At 41.4% G+C, this 18,608-nt stretch carries 16 protein-coding genes; all 16 read left to right on the top strand.

From position 1 onward, the window contains the following. The first annotated feature begins 130 nt into the window (after positions 1-130). The 16 genes from ASF13_RS05325 (at position 131) to rfbD (ending at position 18,305) form a co-directional block, all read left to right on the top strand. On the top strand, positions 131-1,264 hold the full coding sequence (locus ASF13_RS05325) for a polysaccharide export protein (RefSeq protein WP_056233330.1): 1,134 nt from the start codon (positions 131-133) through the stop codon (positions 1,262-1,264). A 4-nt stretch (positions 1,265-1,268) separates the two neighbouring features. Continuing rightward, on the top strand, positions 1,269-1,703 hold the full coding sequence (locus ASF13_RS05320) for a protein-tyrosine-phosphatase (RefSeq protein ID WP_056233329.1): 435 nt from the start codon (positions 1,269-1,271) through the stop codon (positions 1,701-1,703). Positions 1,704-1,720: 17 nt separating this feature from the next. Then, positions 1,721-3,886, top strand: a complete 2,166-nt coding sequence (locus ASF13_RS05315; RefSeq protein WP_056233327.1) for a polysaccharide biosynthesis tyrosine autokinase — start codon at positions 1,721-1,723, stop codon at positions 3,884-3,886. A 136-nt stretch (positions 3,887-4,022) separates the two neighbouring features. Beyond that, a complete protein-coding gene (locus ASF13_RS23290) occupies positions 4,023-4,931 on the top strand; it encodes a glycosyltransferase family 2 protein (protein WP_072166301.1) in 909 nt (302 codons plus the stop codon). A gap of 54 nt (positions 4,932-4,985) precedes the next feature. Then, on the top strand, positions 4,986-6,185 hold the full coding sequence (locus tag ASF13_RS05305) for an O-antigen ligase (RefSeq protein ID WP_056233323.1): 1,200 nt from the start codon (positions 4,986-4,988) through the stop codon (positions 6,183-6,185). 75 nt (positions 6,186-6,260) lie between these two features. Continuing rightward, positions 6,261-7,472 carry an oligosaccharide flippase family protein gene (locus tag ASF13_RS05300; protein WP_072166292.1) on the top strand — a complete coding sequence of 404 codons (1,212 nt, stop codon included), beginning with the start codon at positions 6,261-6,263 and terminating at the stop codon, positions 7,470-7,472. Further along, positions 7,462-8,577, top strand: coding sequence for a glycosyltransferase family 4 protein (locus ASF13_RS23285; RefSeq protein ID WP_072166291.1), 1,116 nt, complete (start codon positions 7,462-7,464; stop codon positions 8,575-8,577). The genes ASF13_RS05300 and ASF13_RS23285 overlap by 11 nt, the downstream gene beginning before the upstream one ends. After that, positions 8,535-9,359 carry a hypothetical protein gene (locus ASF13_RS05295; protein ID WP_156365558.1) on the top strand — a complete coding sequence of 275 codons (825 nt, stop codon included), beginning with the start codon at positions 8,535-8,537 and terminating at the stop codon, positions 9,357-9,359. The genes ASF13_RS23285 and ASF13_RS05295 overlap by 43 nt, the downstream gene beginning before the upstream one ends. 47 nt (positions 9,360-9,406) lie before the next feature. Beyond that, positions 9,407-10,480: a glycosyltransferase gene (locus tag ASF13_RS05290; RefSeq protein ID WP_082502289.1), complete on the top strand. Its 1,074-nt coding sequence runs from the start codon at positions 9,407-9,409 to the stop codon at positions 10,478-10,480. 33 nt (positions 10,481-10,513) lie between these two features. Then, positions 10,514-11,926, top strand: a complete 1,413-nt coding sequence (locus ASF13_RS05285; protein WP_056233316.1) for a mannose-1-phosphate guanylyltransferase/mannose-6-phosphate isomerase — start codon at positions 10,514-10,516, stop codon at positions 11,924-11,926. A 14-nt stretch (positions 11,927-11,940) separates the two neighbouring features. Continuing rightward, positions 11,941-13,320 carry a phosphomannomutase CpsG gene (gene cpsG, locus ASF13_RS05280; RefSeq protein ID WP_056233314.1) on the top strand — a complete coding sequence of 460 codons (1,380 nt, stop codon included), beginning with the start codon at positions 11,941-11,943 and terminating at the stop codon, positions 13,318-13,320. A gap of 139 nt (positions 13,321-13,459) precedes the next feature. Continuing rightward, positions 13,460-14,857: an undecaprenyl-phosphate glucose phosphotransferase gene (wcaJ, locus tag ASF13_RS05275; RefSeq protein ID WP_056233312.1), complete on the top strand. Its 1,398-nt coding sequence runs from the start codon at positions 13,460-13,462 to the stop codon at positions 14,855-14,857. Between the two features lie 102 nt (positions 14,858-14,959). Then, complete coding sequence (gene rfbB, locus ASF13_RS23280) at positions 14,960-16,024, top strand: dTDP-glucose 4,6-dehydratase (RefSeq protein ID WP_072166290.1); 1,065 nt, start codon at positions 14,960-14,962, stop codon at positions 16,022-16,024. Positions 16,025-16,043: 19 nt separating this feature from the next. After that, a complete protein-coding gene (gene rfbA / locus ASF13_RS05270; protein ID WP_056233486.1) occupies positions 16,044-16,913 on the top strand; it encodes a glucose-1-phosphate thymidylyltransferase RfbA in 870 nt (289 codons plus the stop codon). A gap of 1 nt (position 16,914) precedes the next feature. Beyond that, complete coding sequence (gene rfbC, locus ASF13_RS05265; RefSeq protein WP_056233310.1) at positions 16,915-17,448, top strand: dTDP-4-dehydrorhamnose 3,5-epimerase; 534 nt, start codon at positions 16,915-16,917, stop codon at positions 17,446-17,448. Continuing rightward, positions 17,445-18,305 carry a dTDP-4-dehydrorhamnose reductase gene (rfbD, locus tag ASF13_RS05260; protein ID WP_056233309.1) on the top strand — a complete coding sequence of 287 codons (861 nt, stop codon included), beginning with the start codon at positions 17,445-17,447 and terminating at the stop codon, positions 18,303-18,305. Before rfbC ends, rfbD begins: the two co-directional genes overlap by 4 nt. Positions 18,306-18,608 lie beyond the last annotated feature (303 nt).

Below are 18,608 nucleotides of genomic sequence, written 5' to 3'. Positions count from 1 at the left end.
CTTCAACCTAAAACGGTTACACTGCTGCAATCAAGGCAGCAACCGTCCTTAACATTTCGTGGCCGGAACCGGGGGGCCCCCCGCCCGGCCGCGGGCAGATAAATATTCTAATCATTGATGATACGAACTTATGACCAAAAAACTTTTGAAGCTTTCGGCGGTGGCAGTAACTTTAGGGCTGTTAACTGGTTGTACGATTTTGCCAGGACAGGGATTGAGTACTTCAGGTAAGGACGTGGTAAAGGCTGAGGACAGTAATTTCGATATTGATAAACTGGTCAACGTCTTCCCACTGACTCCTAGCGTGATCGACCGCCTCCGCCCGGAGCCGGTCATTTCCCGTCCGAACCCTCAACTGGATAGCCTGCTGAGTACCTATGAGTACCGCATTGGTGTGGGCGACGTATTGATGGTGACCGTATGGGATCACCCGGAACTGACCACCCCGGCCGGCCAGTACCGCAGCGCCAGTGACACCGGTAACTGGGTAAATGCCGATGGCACGATTTTCTATCCTTATATTGGTAAGGTGAGAGTTGCGGGTAAAACTGTTGCAGAAGTACGCCAGGAAATCAGTAATCGACTGACTACCTATATTGAAAGTCCGCAGGTTGATGTCGCGATTGCGGCATTCAGATCACAAAAGGCTTACGTAACAGGTGAGGTAGAGAAGTCAGGTCAGCAAGCTATTACCAATATTCCATTAACCGTAATGGATGCCGTAAATGCTGCTGGTGGGCTTTCTGCAAATGCTGACTGGCGTAATGTCGTGCTGACACATAACGGGAAAGACAGCAATATTTCTCTCTATGCGTTGATGCAACGTGGGGATCTGACTCAGAATCAGATGCTCTATCCGGGCGATATCCTTTATGTGCCGCGCAATGATGATCTTAAGGTCTTTGTTATGGGTGAAGTCACTAAACAGACCACCCTCAAGATGGATCGTAGTGGTATGACTCTGGCCGAAGCATTAGGTAATGCTGAAGGTGTCTCACAGGCTATGTCTGATGCGACAGGCATCTTCGTTATCCGCTCTCTGAAAGGAGACGCACATGGCAAGATTGCGAACATTTACCAGTTGAACGCTCAGGATGCATCTGCAATGGTAATGAGCACAGATTTCCAGCTGAAACCATATGACATTGTCTATGTGACTACCGCACCAATCGTTCGTTGGAACCGTGTGATTTCTCAATTAGTTCCGACTATCAGCGGTGTAAACTCTGCATCGGAAACTGTTCGTTATTATAAAAATTGGTAATCTCATGTTTAATTCTATTTTAGTACTTTGCATGGGGAACATTTGTCGCTCCCCGATTGCTGAAAGGTTGCTGCGGCGTTCTTTGCCGCAGAAAAAAGTGGACTCGGCTGGGGTCGGAGCAATGGTCAACGAACCTGCGGATGCCAGTGCAATTCATGTGGCGGAACTGCATGAGCTTTCACTGGAAGGGCATTTAGGTAGACAGTTTACCTCTTCGATGGGGCGTCAATACGACCTCATTTTGGTGATGGAAAAATCTCACCTTGAAAAGGTCAGTCGTATTTCACCCGAGGCTCGTGGCAAAACCATGTTGTTAGGACACTGGTTACAGCAGCGTGAAATTCCCGATCCCTATAGAAAGAGTAATGAAGCATTTGAGTCGGTCTACCAGTTGATTGATCAGGCCTGTGAGACTTGGGTTGAAAAACTCGGAAGATAACTATTAGGAATTTAAGAATGCCATCTGTAAGCTCTAATAAGCCAAACACATCACAGTCTGAAGAAATCGATCTCGGCAGATTGATCGGCGAACTGATTGATCATCGCAAAGTGATTATCACAGTCACGGCTATCATTACTGCGATCACCATCATTTATGCTATTTTCGCAACGCCAATTTATCAGTCGGATGCACTGATTCAGGTAGAGCAAAAGCAGGGTAATGCAATCCTTAATAGCTTAAGTCAGGTGTTCCCTGATTCTCAACCTCAGTCAGCGCCGGAAATCACGCTGTTACAGTCCAGAATGATTTTGGGTAAAACGGTTGATGACCTCAACCTGCAGGCTAAAGCAGAAAGACATTATTTTCCCATTTTCGGCAGAGGTCTGGCGCGCCTGAAAGGGGAGAAACCTGGCAGCATCTCTTTTGGTCGCTTATATCTGCCTTCCGAAAGTGTTGATGGCTCTGAATTCACCGTAACTATTATTGACGAAACCCATTATCTGGCTGAGGGTGAGGGTTTCAGTTATAAAGGAACCGTGGGTGAGTTAGCCGGTGACAAAAATGTCTCGTTGATGATTAACCAGATCGATGCAGCTCCGGGTGCAGTATTTAATGTCAGCTATATCTCACGCCTGAAAGCAATTGAAAATCTTAAGAAAAACTTCAGCGTAATGGACAATGGGAAAGATACGGGGATTTTGACCCTATCATTTACCAGCGACAATCCAGCAACAGCGACCAAAATCCTTGAAAATATTTCTAATAATTATTTAGAGCAAAATATTGATAGGCAAGCTGCTCAGGATGCTAAAAGTTTACAGTTCCTGGACAAGCAGTTGCCACAGGTTCGTTCTGATCTCGATCAGTCGGAAGGTAAACTTAACCTTTACCGCCAGCAGAAAGATTCAGTCGATCTTTCATTAGAAGCTAAATCAGTTCTCGATCAGATTGTTAATGCTGATAATCAACTTAATGAATTAACTTTCCGGGAATCTGAGATTTCACAGCTGTTCACTAAGTCGCACCCTACTTACAAGGCGCTTATTGAGAAAAGGCAGGTCCTGGAACAGGAAAAAGCCAAACTTACTAAACGTGTTTCTGCTATGCCTGCCACCCAGCAGGAAGTACTGCGACTGAGCCGTGACGTTGAGTCTGGCCGGGCAGTGTTTATGATGTTACTGAACCGTCAGCAGGAACTGAGTATCGCTAAGTCGAGTGCTATCGGTAACGTCCGTATCATTGATAATGCAGTAACTAATCCGATTGCGGTTAAACCCAAGAAATCGCTGATTGTAATAATTGGCTTTATCCTGGGTCTGATGTTGTCAACGGGGCTGGTTTTACTGAAAGTACTGCTACGTCGTGGTATTGAATCACCAGAGCAACTGGAAGAACGTGGAATTAACGTATACGCCAGTGTTCCGGTTTCAGAATCCAGCGTTAAGAACACGCAAGGCAAGCTACGTGGTAAAAAGGCCAAACACGATACTACGCATTTCCTGGCTATTGAAAATCCGGCTGACCTTGCTATCGAAGCGATTCGCGGCCTGAGAACAAGCCTGCACTTTGCGATGATGGAAGCGCAGAACAACGTTCTGATGATTTCTGGTGCAAGCCCGAATGCGGGTAAAACGTTCATTAGTAGTAACCTGGCAGCGATCATCGCTCAGACAGGTCAACGTGTTCTGTTCATCGATACAGATATGCGTAAAGGCTATGCGCACAAACTATTTGCAACAAATAATGATAACGGACTTTCCGATATACTTTCCGGAAGCGTGGTCGTCGAAAAAGCCATTAAGAAGGTTAGCGGGGCAGGTTTCGACTTTATCTCCCGCGGCCAGGTACCGCCAAATCCTGCTGAGCTGCTGATGCATGCACGCTTTGGTGAATTGATTACCTGGGCAAGTACGCATTACGATCTGGTAATTATCGATACGCCACCAATTCTTGCGGTTACTGATGCTGCGATTATCGGCAACTACGTGGGTACAACACTTCTGGTAGCCAGATATGAAGAGAACACCGCTAAAGAAATTGAAGTCAGTGTTAAGCGTTTCGAGCAAAGCTCAGTAGTGGTTAAAGGTTGTATCCTCAATGGGGTAGTCAAGAAAGCAAGCAGCTACTACGGTTATGGCTATAACCATTACGGTTATTCCTACAAAGATTCAAAAGACTAAGCGTGAAAATAAAGCCTTCCAGCATGGAAGGCTTTATTTATCACTTACATAAGATATTAGTGCTTACTAATATCACTAAGAATACAACCAGATAACGTCTTAAATACAAAGGCATCAAGGGATTATGAGAGGGGATATGAATTATTTTGTCGCTGTTCCAACGTATAACGGTGGTACTGTATGGGCGAGAGCAGCAGAAAAAATCAGAAATTCAGCACCAGCAGATCTCTTTGTATTTGTGATTGATTCAGCCAGTAAAGATGACTCCGTTGAAACGGCGAAAAGGCAAGGTTTTACCGTACATGGTATCGATTCAAAGGATTTTAATCACGGTGGTACAAGAAACCTTGCCGTTGAGATGAATGCTTCTAAGTACGATATTGCAATATTTCTTACCCAGGATGCTATACCTGAAGAGGGATTCATCGAAGAGGTGGTCGCAGCCTTTCATGATCCTGAGGTGGCCTGTGCTTATGGTCGACAGCTTCCTCATTTAGACGCAACACCTATTGCTCAGCATGCTCGCCATTTCAATTACGGTGAAGAAAGTTACACCTCTAGCCTCGCTAATAAGGCAGATAGAGGTATGAAGGCTGTGTTTATGTCCAACTCATTCTCAGCATATAGAGTTTCGGCATTTCAGAAATTGGGTGGTTTTCCATCCAATACTATTCTTAGTGAAGATATGTATTTTGCAGCTAAAGCGGTTTCAGCTGGTTATAAAGTTGCATATGTCGCTGAAGCGAAGGTTAGGCACTCTCATAACTACTCACCTCTTGAAGAATTTAAGCGTTATTTCGATATTGGTGTTTTTCATGCTGATGAAGCCTGGATTCGTAAGGATTTTGGCGGAGCCGGCGGTGAAGGGTTAAGATTTATTATCTCTGAATTAAAATTTTTAACTAAGAAAAGAATTACCCAGATCCCAAGAGCCAGTTTGAATAATTTCATGAAAATTCTGGGGTATAAACTCGGTCAGAAATATACGTCTTTACCACCGCGGCTGGTTAAGGCCTGCAGTATGCATAAGCGTTACTGGTCCTAAAGGTGTTGTTTTGGATCTGATGTTATAATGTTATAATCAGCTGGATGATCTGAAATGAATTCAAATATAAACTTAAAAAATGTATTTTTCTTTGGTATTTTACTATTTGTTTTTATGGCCCTATTTAGCCGTGGGCTTGGTGAGATGTTCATCGGAAAAACTGCAGCTTATGCATTTCAGATAATAGTAAGTTATAGTTTCTTTGTTTTTATGATGCTTAAAGGACATAGTATTCAAAGAATGAGGGTTAAGACGTTAACTCTTGCAATAACATTCCTTACGGTAAACATCGCATCTTACTATTTGACTATAATTGAGCATGGTTTCATTTACGGGTTTGTTTATTTCATATTAATGTTTACTTGGTTTTTCTACTTTATAACCGTTGATTCAAATGATTATAAATTACCTGTTGGGCCACTTTTTTATTCTTTACTAATAACAGGTTTTTTACTGTTTTTCGCAGCGACCTACCAGCAATATATCAATCGGGATGCTTTTCCTGGATTTAGCTGGTACGACGGAAAAATCAGACCATCTTCACTTACAGGAAGTTACCTACATTATCCTATTGTGATTGCACTCTTAGCCATAATGCTTTTCGAATTTAGCAAGTTCATAAGCAGAAAGTATGTTGTACTTTGTCTTGTTCTTGCAATAGCCCCCCTTGCTGCTTTCTCAAGATCTGGTTTTATTATAGTACTGATGGGGCTTATCTATATCTTTTACCGATATTCATCGAAGGTCAGTTACTCAAAAAGAATTGGTTTGATTGTTTTATGTATTTTTTCCTTAATAGTGGCAATCGTATTAATGCCAGACGATGTATGGGCAAGGGTTACATCGACGTTCGACACCAGTTCCGCCGGAAATGATTCGAGAATGATCATTTGGGGAAAAGCTCTTAGCGAGTTAAATGTAGAAAATATTATTGTTGGTTCAAATTATGGAATGTATACGAATGCCACTTCTAACATAACGGGTGAAACAGCTACAGTTGTTGAGTCTTCATTTTTACAACAATTGCTTAGCATAGGTTTATTCGGGACCGTGCTTTTTTATGGCTTGCTATTTTTTGTATTTAAAAGAATAAATCCAGATCATATATTTTTGAGGGCTGCAATATTTTCATTTGCCATCCAGACATTGGTCTATCAAAGCATCGAAGTCTTCCCTGCATTCACACTGGTATTTATAGCTCCACTCATATCTAGAGCTTTAGAGATAGCAGATGATGAAAATAAATTATCTTAGGGATTATGAAACGACCTAAGTATATTCAGGCTAGTAAAGGCGGAGATAAGTGTGTCACAGACTAAAAAAAATATAATGTGGTTACTGTTAACACAGATGTCCAGTTATGTATTTCCACTACTAACCCTTCCATATTTAATAAGGGTTCTAGGAATGGATAACTATGGAGTCTATGCTCTTTTCCTCGTGTATATTCAATACTTCCTACTATTAGTGGATTTTGGCTATGCATTAACGGCTACAAGAGAGACAGTACTAGCTAAAGATGATAAAGCTCTGCTGAGCAAAGTTTTCTTCACCACTGTGTTTGCAAAATTGTTATTGTGTGTCGTTGGAGTAATTATAGCCACAGTAGTATTATCTATCTATGGAGACAGCAAACTTTATATTCTCGCATTAATAGCTTTCTTTTCTGTTATAGGTAATGCGTTGTTCCCTGTCTGGTTTTTTCAGGGACTTGAAAAGATGAAATATTTATCAATTGTATCAGTGCTTAGCCGGACGCTAGTGTTGTTATCCACGGTGATATTCGTCAAAACAAAGTCAGATATGAGTTATGCACTGGCGATATACAGTTTGACATTTGTCTTCCCATCAATAATATTGAACATTAAAATTTGGAAGATGAAAGTTATCAACTTTTATATTCCAACCGTCAATGATGTTTTACAAAGTCTGAAGTCGAGTTTTCCTTTATTTGTATCGAATTTTGCAATTAGTTTTTACACGAATTTCAATGCCATACTTTTAAGTCGCTATGAACCAGTCAATATAGTGGGCAGCTATTTTTCTGCAGATCGCGTACGGTTGGCGGCACAGAATATTCTAACCCCGGTCTCCCAAGCTATATACCCAACAGTTTGTGATTCAACTAAAAAAGGTAATCTTACACAACTCATTAAGTATGGTGCAATTTTTATAGGTTTCGGGTGTACTATTTCTTTAGGTATTTTGCTCTTGGGAAAACCTGTAGGGCTGATCTACTTTGGCAAAGATAACTATCTCGCAGCACATTACTTTCAGCTAATGTTCCCGATAATCGGTATAGTTTCGATTGCTATGGTTTTCGGACATTGGTTTATGGCTGGTAATGGTCATAACAAACAACTGAGTTACATTTATACTTTCTTTTCAATTGTGCATTTGCTGTATGCGTTCCCCTTTGTAAAACATATGGGGGCTGTTGGTATGATTTATTCTTCAATACTGACGCAAGGATTGATAGCATTATCAATGGTTGTTTTCTTTATAGAAAAAAAAAGAAGGAACGCATTAAATGCAAAATAAAGAAATAGTTATCGTACATGAATATGGAGCACCAAATCATTATACAGGTTTGTTGGGTGCCTTAGATAAGCAAGGTCAATATTCAGTAAAATATGTAGAATTCAGTATATTCAGAAAATTAGTCAGGTCAATCATTGATCGTGATATTAGCAAATTAGGTAAAGTACTAAGCAATCTCTTATGGTTAACTACTAATTTCATTTTTCCTGGATTAAATAAAAATAAAATAGTTGTCCTGGGCATGGCCCCCCTGGACTGGCGCATAGTAATACTTTCTAGAGTATTAAAGTCTTCTCGCGTCATCTACCACTCTTCGTGGATTAATTGGGATGGAAGTTTTTTTCCAAAAACTAATACAGTATTTAAGAAGTCCATAGAAACTAAATGGAAACGTTTTCTGGTTTCTGAAGCAAAAGCTATCGCAGCCGTGACGCCTAAGACTGGAGATGAAATAAATAAATTTGCTAATTCCTCAATTTTCGAAAAAACCATAGTTGTCTATCATAGCTTCAATGATGTATTTATAAATAAACAAGAAAAAGCCACACCTGAAAGTAATATGCTCAGAGTGTTATTTATTGGGCGCATCGTGAATTCAAAAGGCATAGACAGAATCTTAGAACTCGCTGCACGACTGCCTCATATCGAATTCACTTTTGTTGGTAGTGGCAGTGAAAGTGAAAGGATTGAGAATCTGAACTTTAAAAATGTTTCCCACAAAGGATTCATTTCAAGCAAGGCTGATTTAGCAGCTATTTGTTCCGAGCACGATGTAATCTTACTTCCGTCACTCAGACAACCAGGCTGGGAAGAGCTTTTTGGTATTTCGCTTATTGAAGCAATGGCAACAGGATGTATTCCGATCACCACTGATCATATAGGACCCCAGGAAATTCTCATCAATCATTCATTGAGAGAAAATATGATAAGTGAAAGTGATTATGTAGAGCATGCGGCGGCAGTGCTTGAAAGACTGTCTTGCGATTCAGTATATCGTGAAAAATTACGCTTGGAAGCTAGGAGTAATTCGTTAAGATTTACGGTAGAAGAAATTTCTTTACGGTGGGAAAAAGTTCTGGAACTGGCTTTGAGGAAAAGCAAATGATTTATGGTATCATTCTTGTTTATTATGATAAGTACCGGGACAGTGCCATCGAGAAATTTGATTGCTTGTTAAAGTCGATTAATGAGGATTATAAAATAATTATAGTTAATAATGCTATTAACTATGATAAGTCAAACTACCTCATCAATGAGATTGAAGGAAAAAATGTTCACTGGGAGTTCAGTGGTTGGGACGAGGGGATTAAAAGTCTTGGTGGCTTAAAGGATGATGATGTCATCATATTGGCGAATGATACTTTTTGCCACCACAATAAGTGGGACTACTTTACCAAACTCTTCTTCTCCAGAGGCTTTAGAAGCGTCTATAATAAAAACCTTAAGACTCCGGGTGTCTTCTTATCAGGTACCACTGATACCTTCTGGCAAACTTTTTCTATTCTGGACAAAAAATCTAGTTTGTGGGCAAGCACTTATCTCTTTTTAATTACATCGAAATTATTAAAAGAGATGGGCGGTAAAGTAAGTATTGAAGAAGATGATTTAGATCGGCTTGTTAAGCCAGATGGTGACAAAGCTGTTTTATTTGGCGGGGAGATTTCTGAAAATCTTCAACGTCATATCTCAAAATGGATGTTTCCTAAAGATGAAACTGAAGGTTGGTATAATAGCAATAAAATCGATCCAGCAAGAAGAGTTCGTAAAATTAAAACAATCTTAAACGAAAAATATATATCTGCTAGCTGCTTAGATGCTTCTGGTGAGGTCATTGAAGTTAACCCGATAAAAAAAATCAAGCTCAAGATCAAACGAATTATCGGGTAAATCGGTAATGATTGAAACTCAATGACCAAAAATTAAGAAGGTAGTAAATGTCTAGCGCAAATGTTATTTTCGTATCCACACATCTTCCTACGCTCAAAGTTCCAGAGGCCGGTCAGAAACTTGCCTACAATAGACTGGTTGAAATTAGTAAGAAATCTAATGTTCATTTAATTGCATTAGCAAATGAACAAGAAATGCAATATTACAACATGGAAGATTATGATTTTTGCAAATCAGTAAGTGTATTTGGCGTGTCTAAAATAGGGCGGCTGTTTAATTTGCTAATGAATTTGACATTGCCTTTTCATATCGCTATTAAAAACGATCGAAAAATAAATAGTGCTATTGCTGATTTATTGAAGGTTATTCCAGACTGTTCGTTCCATGTTGAGTATGAGCAAGGCGCTATATTTATTCCTCAGAATAAAAAAATAAACAGCACGCTCGTTTTTCATGATGTCATATCTCAGTCACTGCTTCGCTTTGCTGAGCAAAGTGATTCAGTCCTGAAAAGATATTTTTTTAAAATGCAGTATAAAAAAATCATCAAATGGGAAAGGAATGAGTTGCTACCAATTGAGAATATAATTGTTCTGAATCAGAAGGATAAAGACCTTTTATCAAGCGTGTTGGGAAGAGAAAACAATGTTTCTGTTGATTACCCCAAGATCGCTGCAGAATTCTACCAAGCCAGATCAAATCTGCGAGAAAGAGGACAAATGATATTTTGGGGGGCAATGAACCGGCCTGAGAATGTAGATTCAGTTCAATGGTTCGTAGATAATATACTGCCTAAAATACTAGAAAAAGCTCCTCATGCAGTTCTGAACGTTGTTGGAGCAAATCCCCCAGCGGAATTGCTAAAGCTTCAATCCAATAATATTAAGTTCACTGGTTTTGTAGACTCGTCAGTTCCCTTTTTTGAGAAGGCAGAAGTGGCTGTAGTACCGTTGAGGTTTGGTGCAGGGATCAAGTTAAAGGTCGTCGAAGCCTTAGCGACGAAAACACCAGTGGTAACAACATCAGTTGGTGCTGAAGGTATCATCGATGGCGATGAGTTGCTAACCATAGCAGACAGTGAAGATGAATTTGCCTCACAAGTTATTAGGCTATTGTCATAAACTTTTTGCATATAAAAATAGAGTGAGGATGTGATGCTCCTTCCAGTAATCATGGCTGGTGGTACCGGCAGTCGTTTATGGCCAATGTCTCGTGAACTTTACCCGAAACAATTTTTGCGCCTTAATGGTGTGCAGTCGATGCTACAGGACACTGTCACCCGCCTGGACGGATTGGATGTTTTGTCGCCAATGCTGATTTGCAACGAACAGCACCGTTTTCTTGCAGCAGAGCAACTACGTCAGATTGACCGTCTATCAGGAAATATTATTCTGGAGCCCACCGGGCGTAACACCGCTCCTGCAATTGCATTGGCAGCTTTGAGTGCTGTTATCAAGGGTGATAATCCATTACTTTTAGTTCTGGCTGCCGATCATGTTATCGAAGATACAGCAGCTTTTCACAACGCTGTAAATGCTGCTGTCCCGTTGGCACAGCAGGGCAAATTGGTCACATTTGGCATTGTGCCAACTGGACCTGAGACGGGCTATGGCTATATCCAGCGTGGTGATGGGATCGAAGACGCAGCTTTTGGCGTTCAACGATTCGTTGAAAAGCCTGACTTAGCAACCGCCCAGGAGTACCTTGCTAGCGGTGAGTACTATTGGAACAGCGGTATGTTCCTCTTCAATGCACAGCGTTACCTGGATGAACTAGCTGCTTTTAGACCCGATATTCTTGAAGCTTGCCAGCGCGCAATGTCAGAGATAAGTATTGATGCTTCTCAGGACTTTATACGTGTTGATCCCATCGCTTTTGCTGCCTGTCCTGATGAGTCAGTCGACTATGCAGTAATGGAAAAAACTCAGGATGCGGTGGTAATACCTCTAGATGCCGGTTGGAATGACGTTGGATCGTGGTCAGCACTTTGGCAAGTCAATGAGCAGGATCAAAACGGAAATGCACTGACGGGTGACGTCTTTACTCACAATACCTCAAATTGTTATATCAATACGGATGATACGCTGGTAGCGGCTATCGGTGTAGAAAACTTGGTGATTGTAAACACCAAGGATGCATTGCTAGTTATTGACAAATCACAGGTTCAGGATGTGAAAAAAGTCGTTGAATTCCTTAAAGCCAATAATCGTCGTGAACATCGTCTTCACCGTGAGTCCTACCGTCCATGGGGCCGTCACGATAAGGTTGTTGACCAACCGCGTTACCACGTCAGTCGTTTGACTGTGAAACCAGGCGGTAAGTTCTCACTCCAGCGCCATTTACATCGCGCTGAGCATTGGGTGGTATTGGCTGGGACTGCCCAGGTTACTCTTGAAGACAAGACCTATTTGCTAACAGAGAACCAATCAACGTTTATTCCAATAGGGGCTAACCACATGTTAGAGAACCCCGGGAAGATTCCACTAGAAATTTTGGAAATCGCTTCGGGATCTTATCTTGAAGAAGATGACATCATCCGTCTCAAAGACCATTACGGCCGTTGCTAATAACAGGGAAAAAAATGTCGAATACATTAAGCTGCTTCAAAGCCTATGACATCCGCGGCAAATTGGGTGAAGAACTCAATGAAGATATCGCTTATCGCATCGGCCGCGCTTACGGTGAGTATCTGAAACCGAAAACCATGGTTCTGGGGGGCGATGTTCGTCTCACCAGTGAAGGGTTAAAACTGGCTCTGGCAAAAGGTCTCCAGGATGCTGGTACTGATGTCATTGATATTGGCCTCACAGGTACTGAAGAAGTCTACTTTGCAACCTCTTATCTCAATGTTGATGGAGGAATTGAAGTTACAGCCAGCCATAACCCGCTGGACTACAATGGCATGAAATTAGTACGTGAAGACTCAAAACCTATTAGCGGTGATACTGGTTTACGTGATATTCAACTGTTGGCGGAAGCGAACGATTTTCCAACGGTGGATATGAATCAACGCGGTAGTTACTGTCAGGTTTCTATACTCGAAGCCTATGTCGATAAGCTAATGAGTTATGTCACACTTTCAAACTTTACTCGTCCTCTCACACTAGTTTTTAATTCAGGGAACGGTGCTGCCGGACATATCGTCGATGCAGTTGAGGAACGTTTTAAAGCCGCCGCGGTTCCTGTGCGCTTTATCAAGGTCCATCATGAGGCTGACGGTAATTTCCCTAACGGTATCCCGAACCCGTTGTTACCGGAGTGTCGCCAGGATACTACTGACGCTGTTATAGCGCACCAGGCAGACATGGGAATTGCTTTCGACGGGGATTTTGACCGGTGCTTCTTATTCGATAATGAAGGTAATTTTATCGAAGGCTATTACATTGTTGGTCTTCTTGCGGCCGCGTTCCTTGAGAAAAATCCCGGCTCACGGATTATCCACGATCCACGCCTCAGCTGGAATACTATTGATATTGTAAGCAACAGCGGTGGCGTTCCGGTGATGTCTAAGACCGGTCATGCTTTTATCAAAGAACGCATGCGAGAAGAGGATGCTGTTTACGGTGGTGAGATGAGTGCACACCACTACTTCCGTGATTTTTTCTACTGTGACAGTGGTATGATTCCTTGGTTGCTTGTAGCTGAAATGTTGTGCATGAAAGGACAAACACTCTCAGAGTTAGTAAGCGATCGAGTTGCTGCTTATCCTGCTTCCGGAGAAATTAATCGTGTACTTAAAAACCCTCAGGCAGCGATTAATCGGGTACTCGAAAAATACCAGGCGACAGCCAATGAAGTTGACTACACTGATGGTATCAGCGTCGAATTCTCTGACTGGCGATTGAATCTTAGAAGCTCAAATACTGAGCCTGTAGTAAGGCTGAATGTCGAGTCCAGAGGTAACGTGAATTTGATGAAAGAGAAAACACTTGAGATTCTCTCATTGCTAAATGAAAAATAAGTTTTAATGTTCCTGCATTAAGTTAAAATGTTCGCTTGAGTACGTTGTTATTTCTGTATCTCATTTTGTTAATGGGGGTTCTCAAGCTGGCTCCTTAAACTTTGGTTATTTAACCGGTGGCTAACATGAGTGAATTAGCATGAATCTTTTACATCATCGCACACGCTCTAATACTAACGCATCTCTGATATCAATGATGCAAAGGTTTTCAGATATATTTATTATTTTCTTCGCAATTTATATTGTATCTTTACTAAATAACTTTCCATTTGAAACTGAACACGTCCTTACGGCATTAGTTGTTCTGGTCGTTTTCCAGATGATTGGTGGTATTACTGATTTTTACAGGTCGTGGCGTGGAATTAAAATATCTGCGGAATTGATTCTTGTTACTAAAAACTGGACGTTGAGCCTTCTCTTTACTATCGGGATAGTCTCGCTTTTATCTGATTTTGACTGGAGTTTAAGGATCTTTCTTCAGTGGTATTTATTCGTTGAAGCTGGTTTTTTCATTTGCAGATTGGCTATTCGACTCGGGTCAGGTATTTTACGTAAGATGGGCTACAACACCCGCCGCGTAGCGGTTGTGGGTTCCATGCCTGCAGGTACTAATCTTATTAATAGCTTCCTTGATGAACCCTGGATGGGCTTCATAGTAACGGGGATTTATAATGACAGTCCCGTAGCAAGTGTTAATGGAATAGATTATGCCGGTGACTTTGATCGTTTGATTGATGATGCACGTGAAGGAAAGTTAGACAGAATTTACATAGCGATGAGTATGAATGATGAAGTTAAAATTAAGTATATCGTCAAGAAATTAACGGATACCACCTGCTCCGTGCTTCTTATACCAGACATCTTTACTTTTAACATTCTGCAGTCACGCACAGAAGAAATCAATGGCATTCCCGTTGTTCCGTTATTTGATACCCCATTAAATGGTATCAATATGGTTTTCAAGCGGCTTGAAGATATCGTTGTCTCTTCAATAATTCTTTCACTGACTTCAGTTATTCTTTTAGCTATTGCATGTGCGATAAAAATCAACTCTCCAGGACCTGCTATTTTCCGTCAGGTTCGCTATGGTATGGATGGTAAGCCTATCATGGTGTGGAAGTTCCGCTCAATGACTGTAATGGAAAATGACAGTAAGTTGGTTCAGGCGAAGAAAAACGACCCTCGCGTGACATCTATAGGGAAATTCCTCCGCAGAACATCGTTAGATGAAATGCCACAGTTCATTAATGTATTGTTCGGTTCAATGTCAGTGGTTGGTCCAAGGCCACATGCTGTAGCGCACAATGAACAATATCGTGCTCTGATTGAGGGCTACATGCTCCGTCATAAAGTTAAGCCAGGAATCACCGGGCTTGCGCAAATAAATGGATATCGCGGGGAAACAGATACTCTTGAAAAAATGCAAAAACGTGTCGATTATGATTTGATATATATTCGAGGCTGGAGCCTTTGGCTGGATATAAAAATTATATTTCTGACCTTCTTCAAAGGGTTTGTGCATAAATCCGCATACTAATTTTATCTTTTGAATGAAATTAACTATCTTATGCTGTACGGAAAAGACTGTTTGTTTTAAAAAGTGGTCTTTGATCAGCTTTCTTATTATGGGGTTTATTTAATGAAGTTATTAGTCACTGGTGGTGCCGGATTCATAGGCTCAGCTGTAGTTCGTCATATCATCAACAACACATCGGATGAAGTTGTTGTCGTGGATTCTTTGACTTATGCTGGCAATGTTGAATCCATAACGACTGTTTCAGACGACCCACGATTCAAATTTGAAGAAGTTAGTATCTGTGACGCAGATGCGCTGAAACGTATTTTTGACGAGCACAAACCTGATGCATTAATGCATCTGGCTGCTGAAAGCCATGTTGACCGTTCTATTGATGGTCCCGCTGCTTTTATTGATACTAATATCGTTGGAACCTATACATTATTAGAGTCAGCACGCCAGTATTGGAATGCACTTGAGCCTAAAGCGAAGGACGCTTTTCGTTTCCACCATATCTCAACCGATGAAGTTTATGGTGACCTGCATGGCACAGACGATCTCTTTACAGAGACAACTTCTTATGCACCAAGTAGTCCTTACTCCGCTTCTAAAGCCGCCAGCGACCACCTTGTTCGCGCCTGGTTACGTACTTATGGTTTGCCGACAATTGTAACTAACTGCTCAAACAATTATGGCCCCTACCATTTCCCGGAAAAATTAATTCCACTGATTATCCTCAATGCCCTTGAAGGTAAATCATTACCTGTTTACGGTGACGGCGGCCAGATTCGTGACTGGTTGTATGTCGAAGATCATGCACGTGCACTTTATACAGTTGTCACTAAAGGTATCGTAGGTGAAACCTATAACATCGGTGGTCATAACGAGCGTAAAAATATTGATGTAGTTAAGACCATTTGCGAGCTCCTCGAAGAGTTAGTCCCTGTTAAACCCGCTGGTGTAAACAGTTATGAATCGCTCATCACCTATGTGACCGACCGTCCCGGGCATGACGTTCGCTATGCCATCGATGCATCTAAAATCGACCGCGAACTTGGATGGAAACCAGAGGAAACCTTCGAAAGTGGAATTCGTAAAACTGTAGAATGGTACCTGGCAAATGAAACATGGTGGCGTGCAGTTAAAGATGGCTCATATGCCAGTGAGCGCCTTGGTCTTTCCAACTAATTACGAGAAGAAAATAAATATGAAAGGTATTGTTTTAGCAGGTGGTTCAGGTTCACGTTTATATCCTATCACGCGTGGCGTATCTAAACAGCTTTTACCAATTTATGATAAACCGATGGTTTACTATCCGATCTCAGTTCTTATGTTAGCAGGGATTCGAGATATTTTGATCATTTCTACACCTGATGATATGCCTGCTTTCAAAAGACTTTTGGGCGATGGGAGTCAATTCGGAATCAAGTTAAGCTATGAGATCCAACCAAGCCCAGATGGACTCGCCCAAGCATTTATTATAGGTGAAGAGTTTATTGCAGGCGAGAGCTGCGCACTGGTACTCGGTGACAACATCTTCTTTGGTGAAAGCTTCGGCCGTAAACTAGAAAACGTAATGAAACGTACTGATGGAGCTACTGTCTTCGGTTATCAAGTTCTTGATCCAGAGCGTTTTGGTGTGGTTGAATTTGATGAAAATTACCGCGCCTTATCGATTGAAGAGAAACCGCTTCAGCCAAAATCCAAATGGGCTGTAACCGGATTATATTTTTATGATAAAAATATTGTCGAAATGGCAAAACAGGTCAAACCTTCTGATCGTGGTGAGTTAGAAATTACCACTCTTAATCAGATGTACCTTGAGCAAGGCAACCTTAACGTTGAACTGCTTGGCCGTGGCTTTGCCTGGCTTGATACTGGTACTCATGACAGCCTGCTTGAGGCCTCACAGTTCATCCATACGATTGAACAGCGTCAAGGCTTTAAAGTTGCCTGTCTGGAAGAGATTGCTTATCGCAAAGGTTGGTTGAGCAAAGAACAGGTTGCTGTTCAGGCTAAGGAAATGAGCAAAACAGGTTATGGCCGTTACCTTTCAATGATCATTGAGGGACAATAAAATGCAGGTGATCGATACCAAAATCGCTGATGTTAAGATCATTCAGCCTAAAGTTTTCGGTGACGAACGCGGATTTTTCCTTGAGACCTTTGAGGAAAATCGCTACCGAGAAATGCTGGATATTGACTTGGGCTTTGTCCAGGATAACCATTCTCGCTCAGCAAAAGGCGTGTTAAGGGGCCTGCATTTTCAGAAGCAAAACCCACAAGGCAAATTGGTTAGGGTAGTGCGCGGTGAAGTATTTGACGTTGCCGTTGATATTCGTCCAGATTCTCCGACCTTTGGTCAATGGCAAGGTGTGATTCTCTCAGAAGAGAATAAAACGCAATTTTGGGTTCCACCTGGTTTAGCGCACGGGTTTGTCGTTCTCTCAGATATCGCTGATTTTGAATATAAGTGTACGGATTACTACAATCCCAAACATGAAGAGTGTCTGTTATGGAACGATCCTGCCGTGGGTATAGAATGGCCAGTAGCAAATCCTCTTTTATCTGAAAAGGATCAAAGAGGTAAACTCCTCAAGGATCTCCTATGAGAATTCTATTAACCGGTGCTAACGGGCAGCTTGGTCGCTGCCTTCAGGATCGTATTCCTGCTGACTGGACACTGTTACCGCTAGCTTCGGCCGATCTGGATATCACCCATTCAGAATCTGTAGCTGTGGCGGTTGCCGAGTTCAAACCTGATGTCATTATCAATGCCGCTGCATATACGGCTGTGGACAAAGCTGAGAACGAGGTTGAGTTGGCACGGCAGGTTAACCGTCAAGGCCCCGCCAATCTTGCACAAGCCGCTAAAGACAACAATGCGCGCTTCATTCACGTCTCTACAGATTATGTGTTTGATGGTACTTCTGAAAAACCTTATCTCGAAACTGATACAACTAATCCTTTAGGCGTTTACGGCCAGACTAAACTAGATGGCGAGAAGGCTGTTGCTGAGATATTCCCTGATTCGATCATTGTGCGCACAGCTTGGGTTTTCAGTGAGTATGGTAATAACTTCCTGAAAACCATGTTACGTGTAGGGGAACAGCGCGACGTCCTCAGTGTTGTTGCTGATCAGTACGGATGTCCAACCTATGCAGGTGATATCGCAAATACAATCATCTCTTTAATCAAATTAGATGCAGAAGGTGGTATTTATCATTTTAGTGGAGACCAAGAAACTTCCTGGCATGGTTTTGCCAAAAAAATATTCGACCTGGCTCTTGAAAATTCCAAAATCAGGCATGCACCAGTTGTAGAAGCTATCACTACAGATCAGTATCCAACTTTAGCTGTCAGACCTACTTACTCAATTCTCAGTAATAGGAAAATTGAAGTTCTAGGTATCAAGGCATCGCGTTGGGAAGAAGCTATTAAAGATGTTCTGATTAAATTGAAATATTGATTCTTCGGCCGCGCATTTTTGTGGTGCGGCCTTATTTAAGGCCACATGTTGTGGTGTGGCTCTCTATTTATAGATCAATTTAATTTTAAGCTATAAATCAGTAGTATGAAATTCGCGCATTTTTTCTGTATTATGATTAATTTAATTTTCAGTGGTTCAAGTTTAACTGATTTTTAATGAGGCTATTCAATTGTCTCGTTTTTAATTTGATTTTTTTCATTAATGGGTATTTTCCTGCTTATATAGAATTCTTTAAGTGTTTTTTTAAAAACATGGATGTTTGGTAATTAAATTTATTAGAGG

Source organism: Erwinia sp. Leaf53, from assembly GCF_001422605.1.
Taxonomy (GTDB): domain Bacteria; phylum Pseudomonadota; class Gammaproteobacteria; order Enterobacterales; family Enterobacteriaceae; genus Erwinia.
Note: the sequence above shows the minus strand (reverse complement) of the source record. Positions and strands in the feature narration are given on the sequence as shown.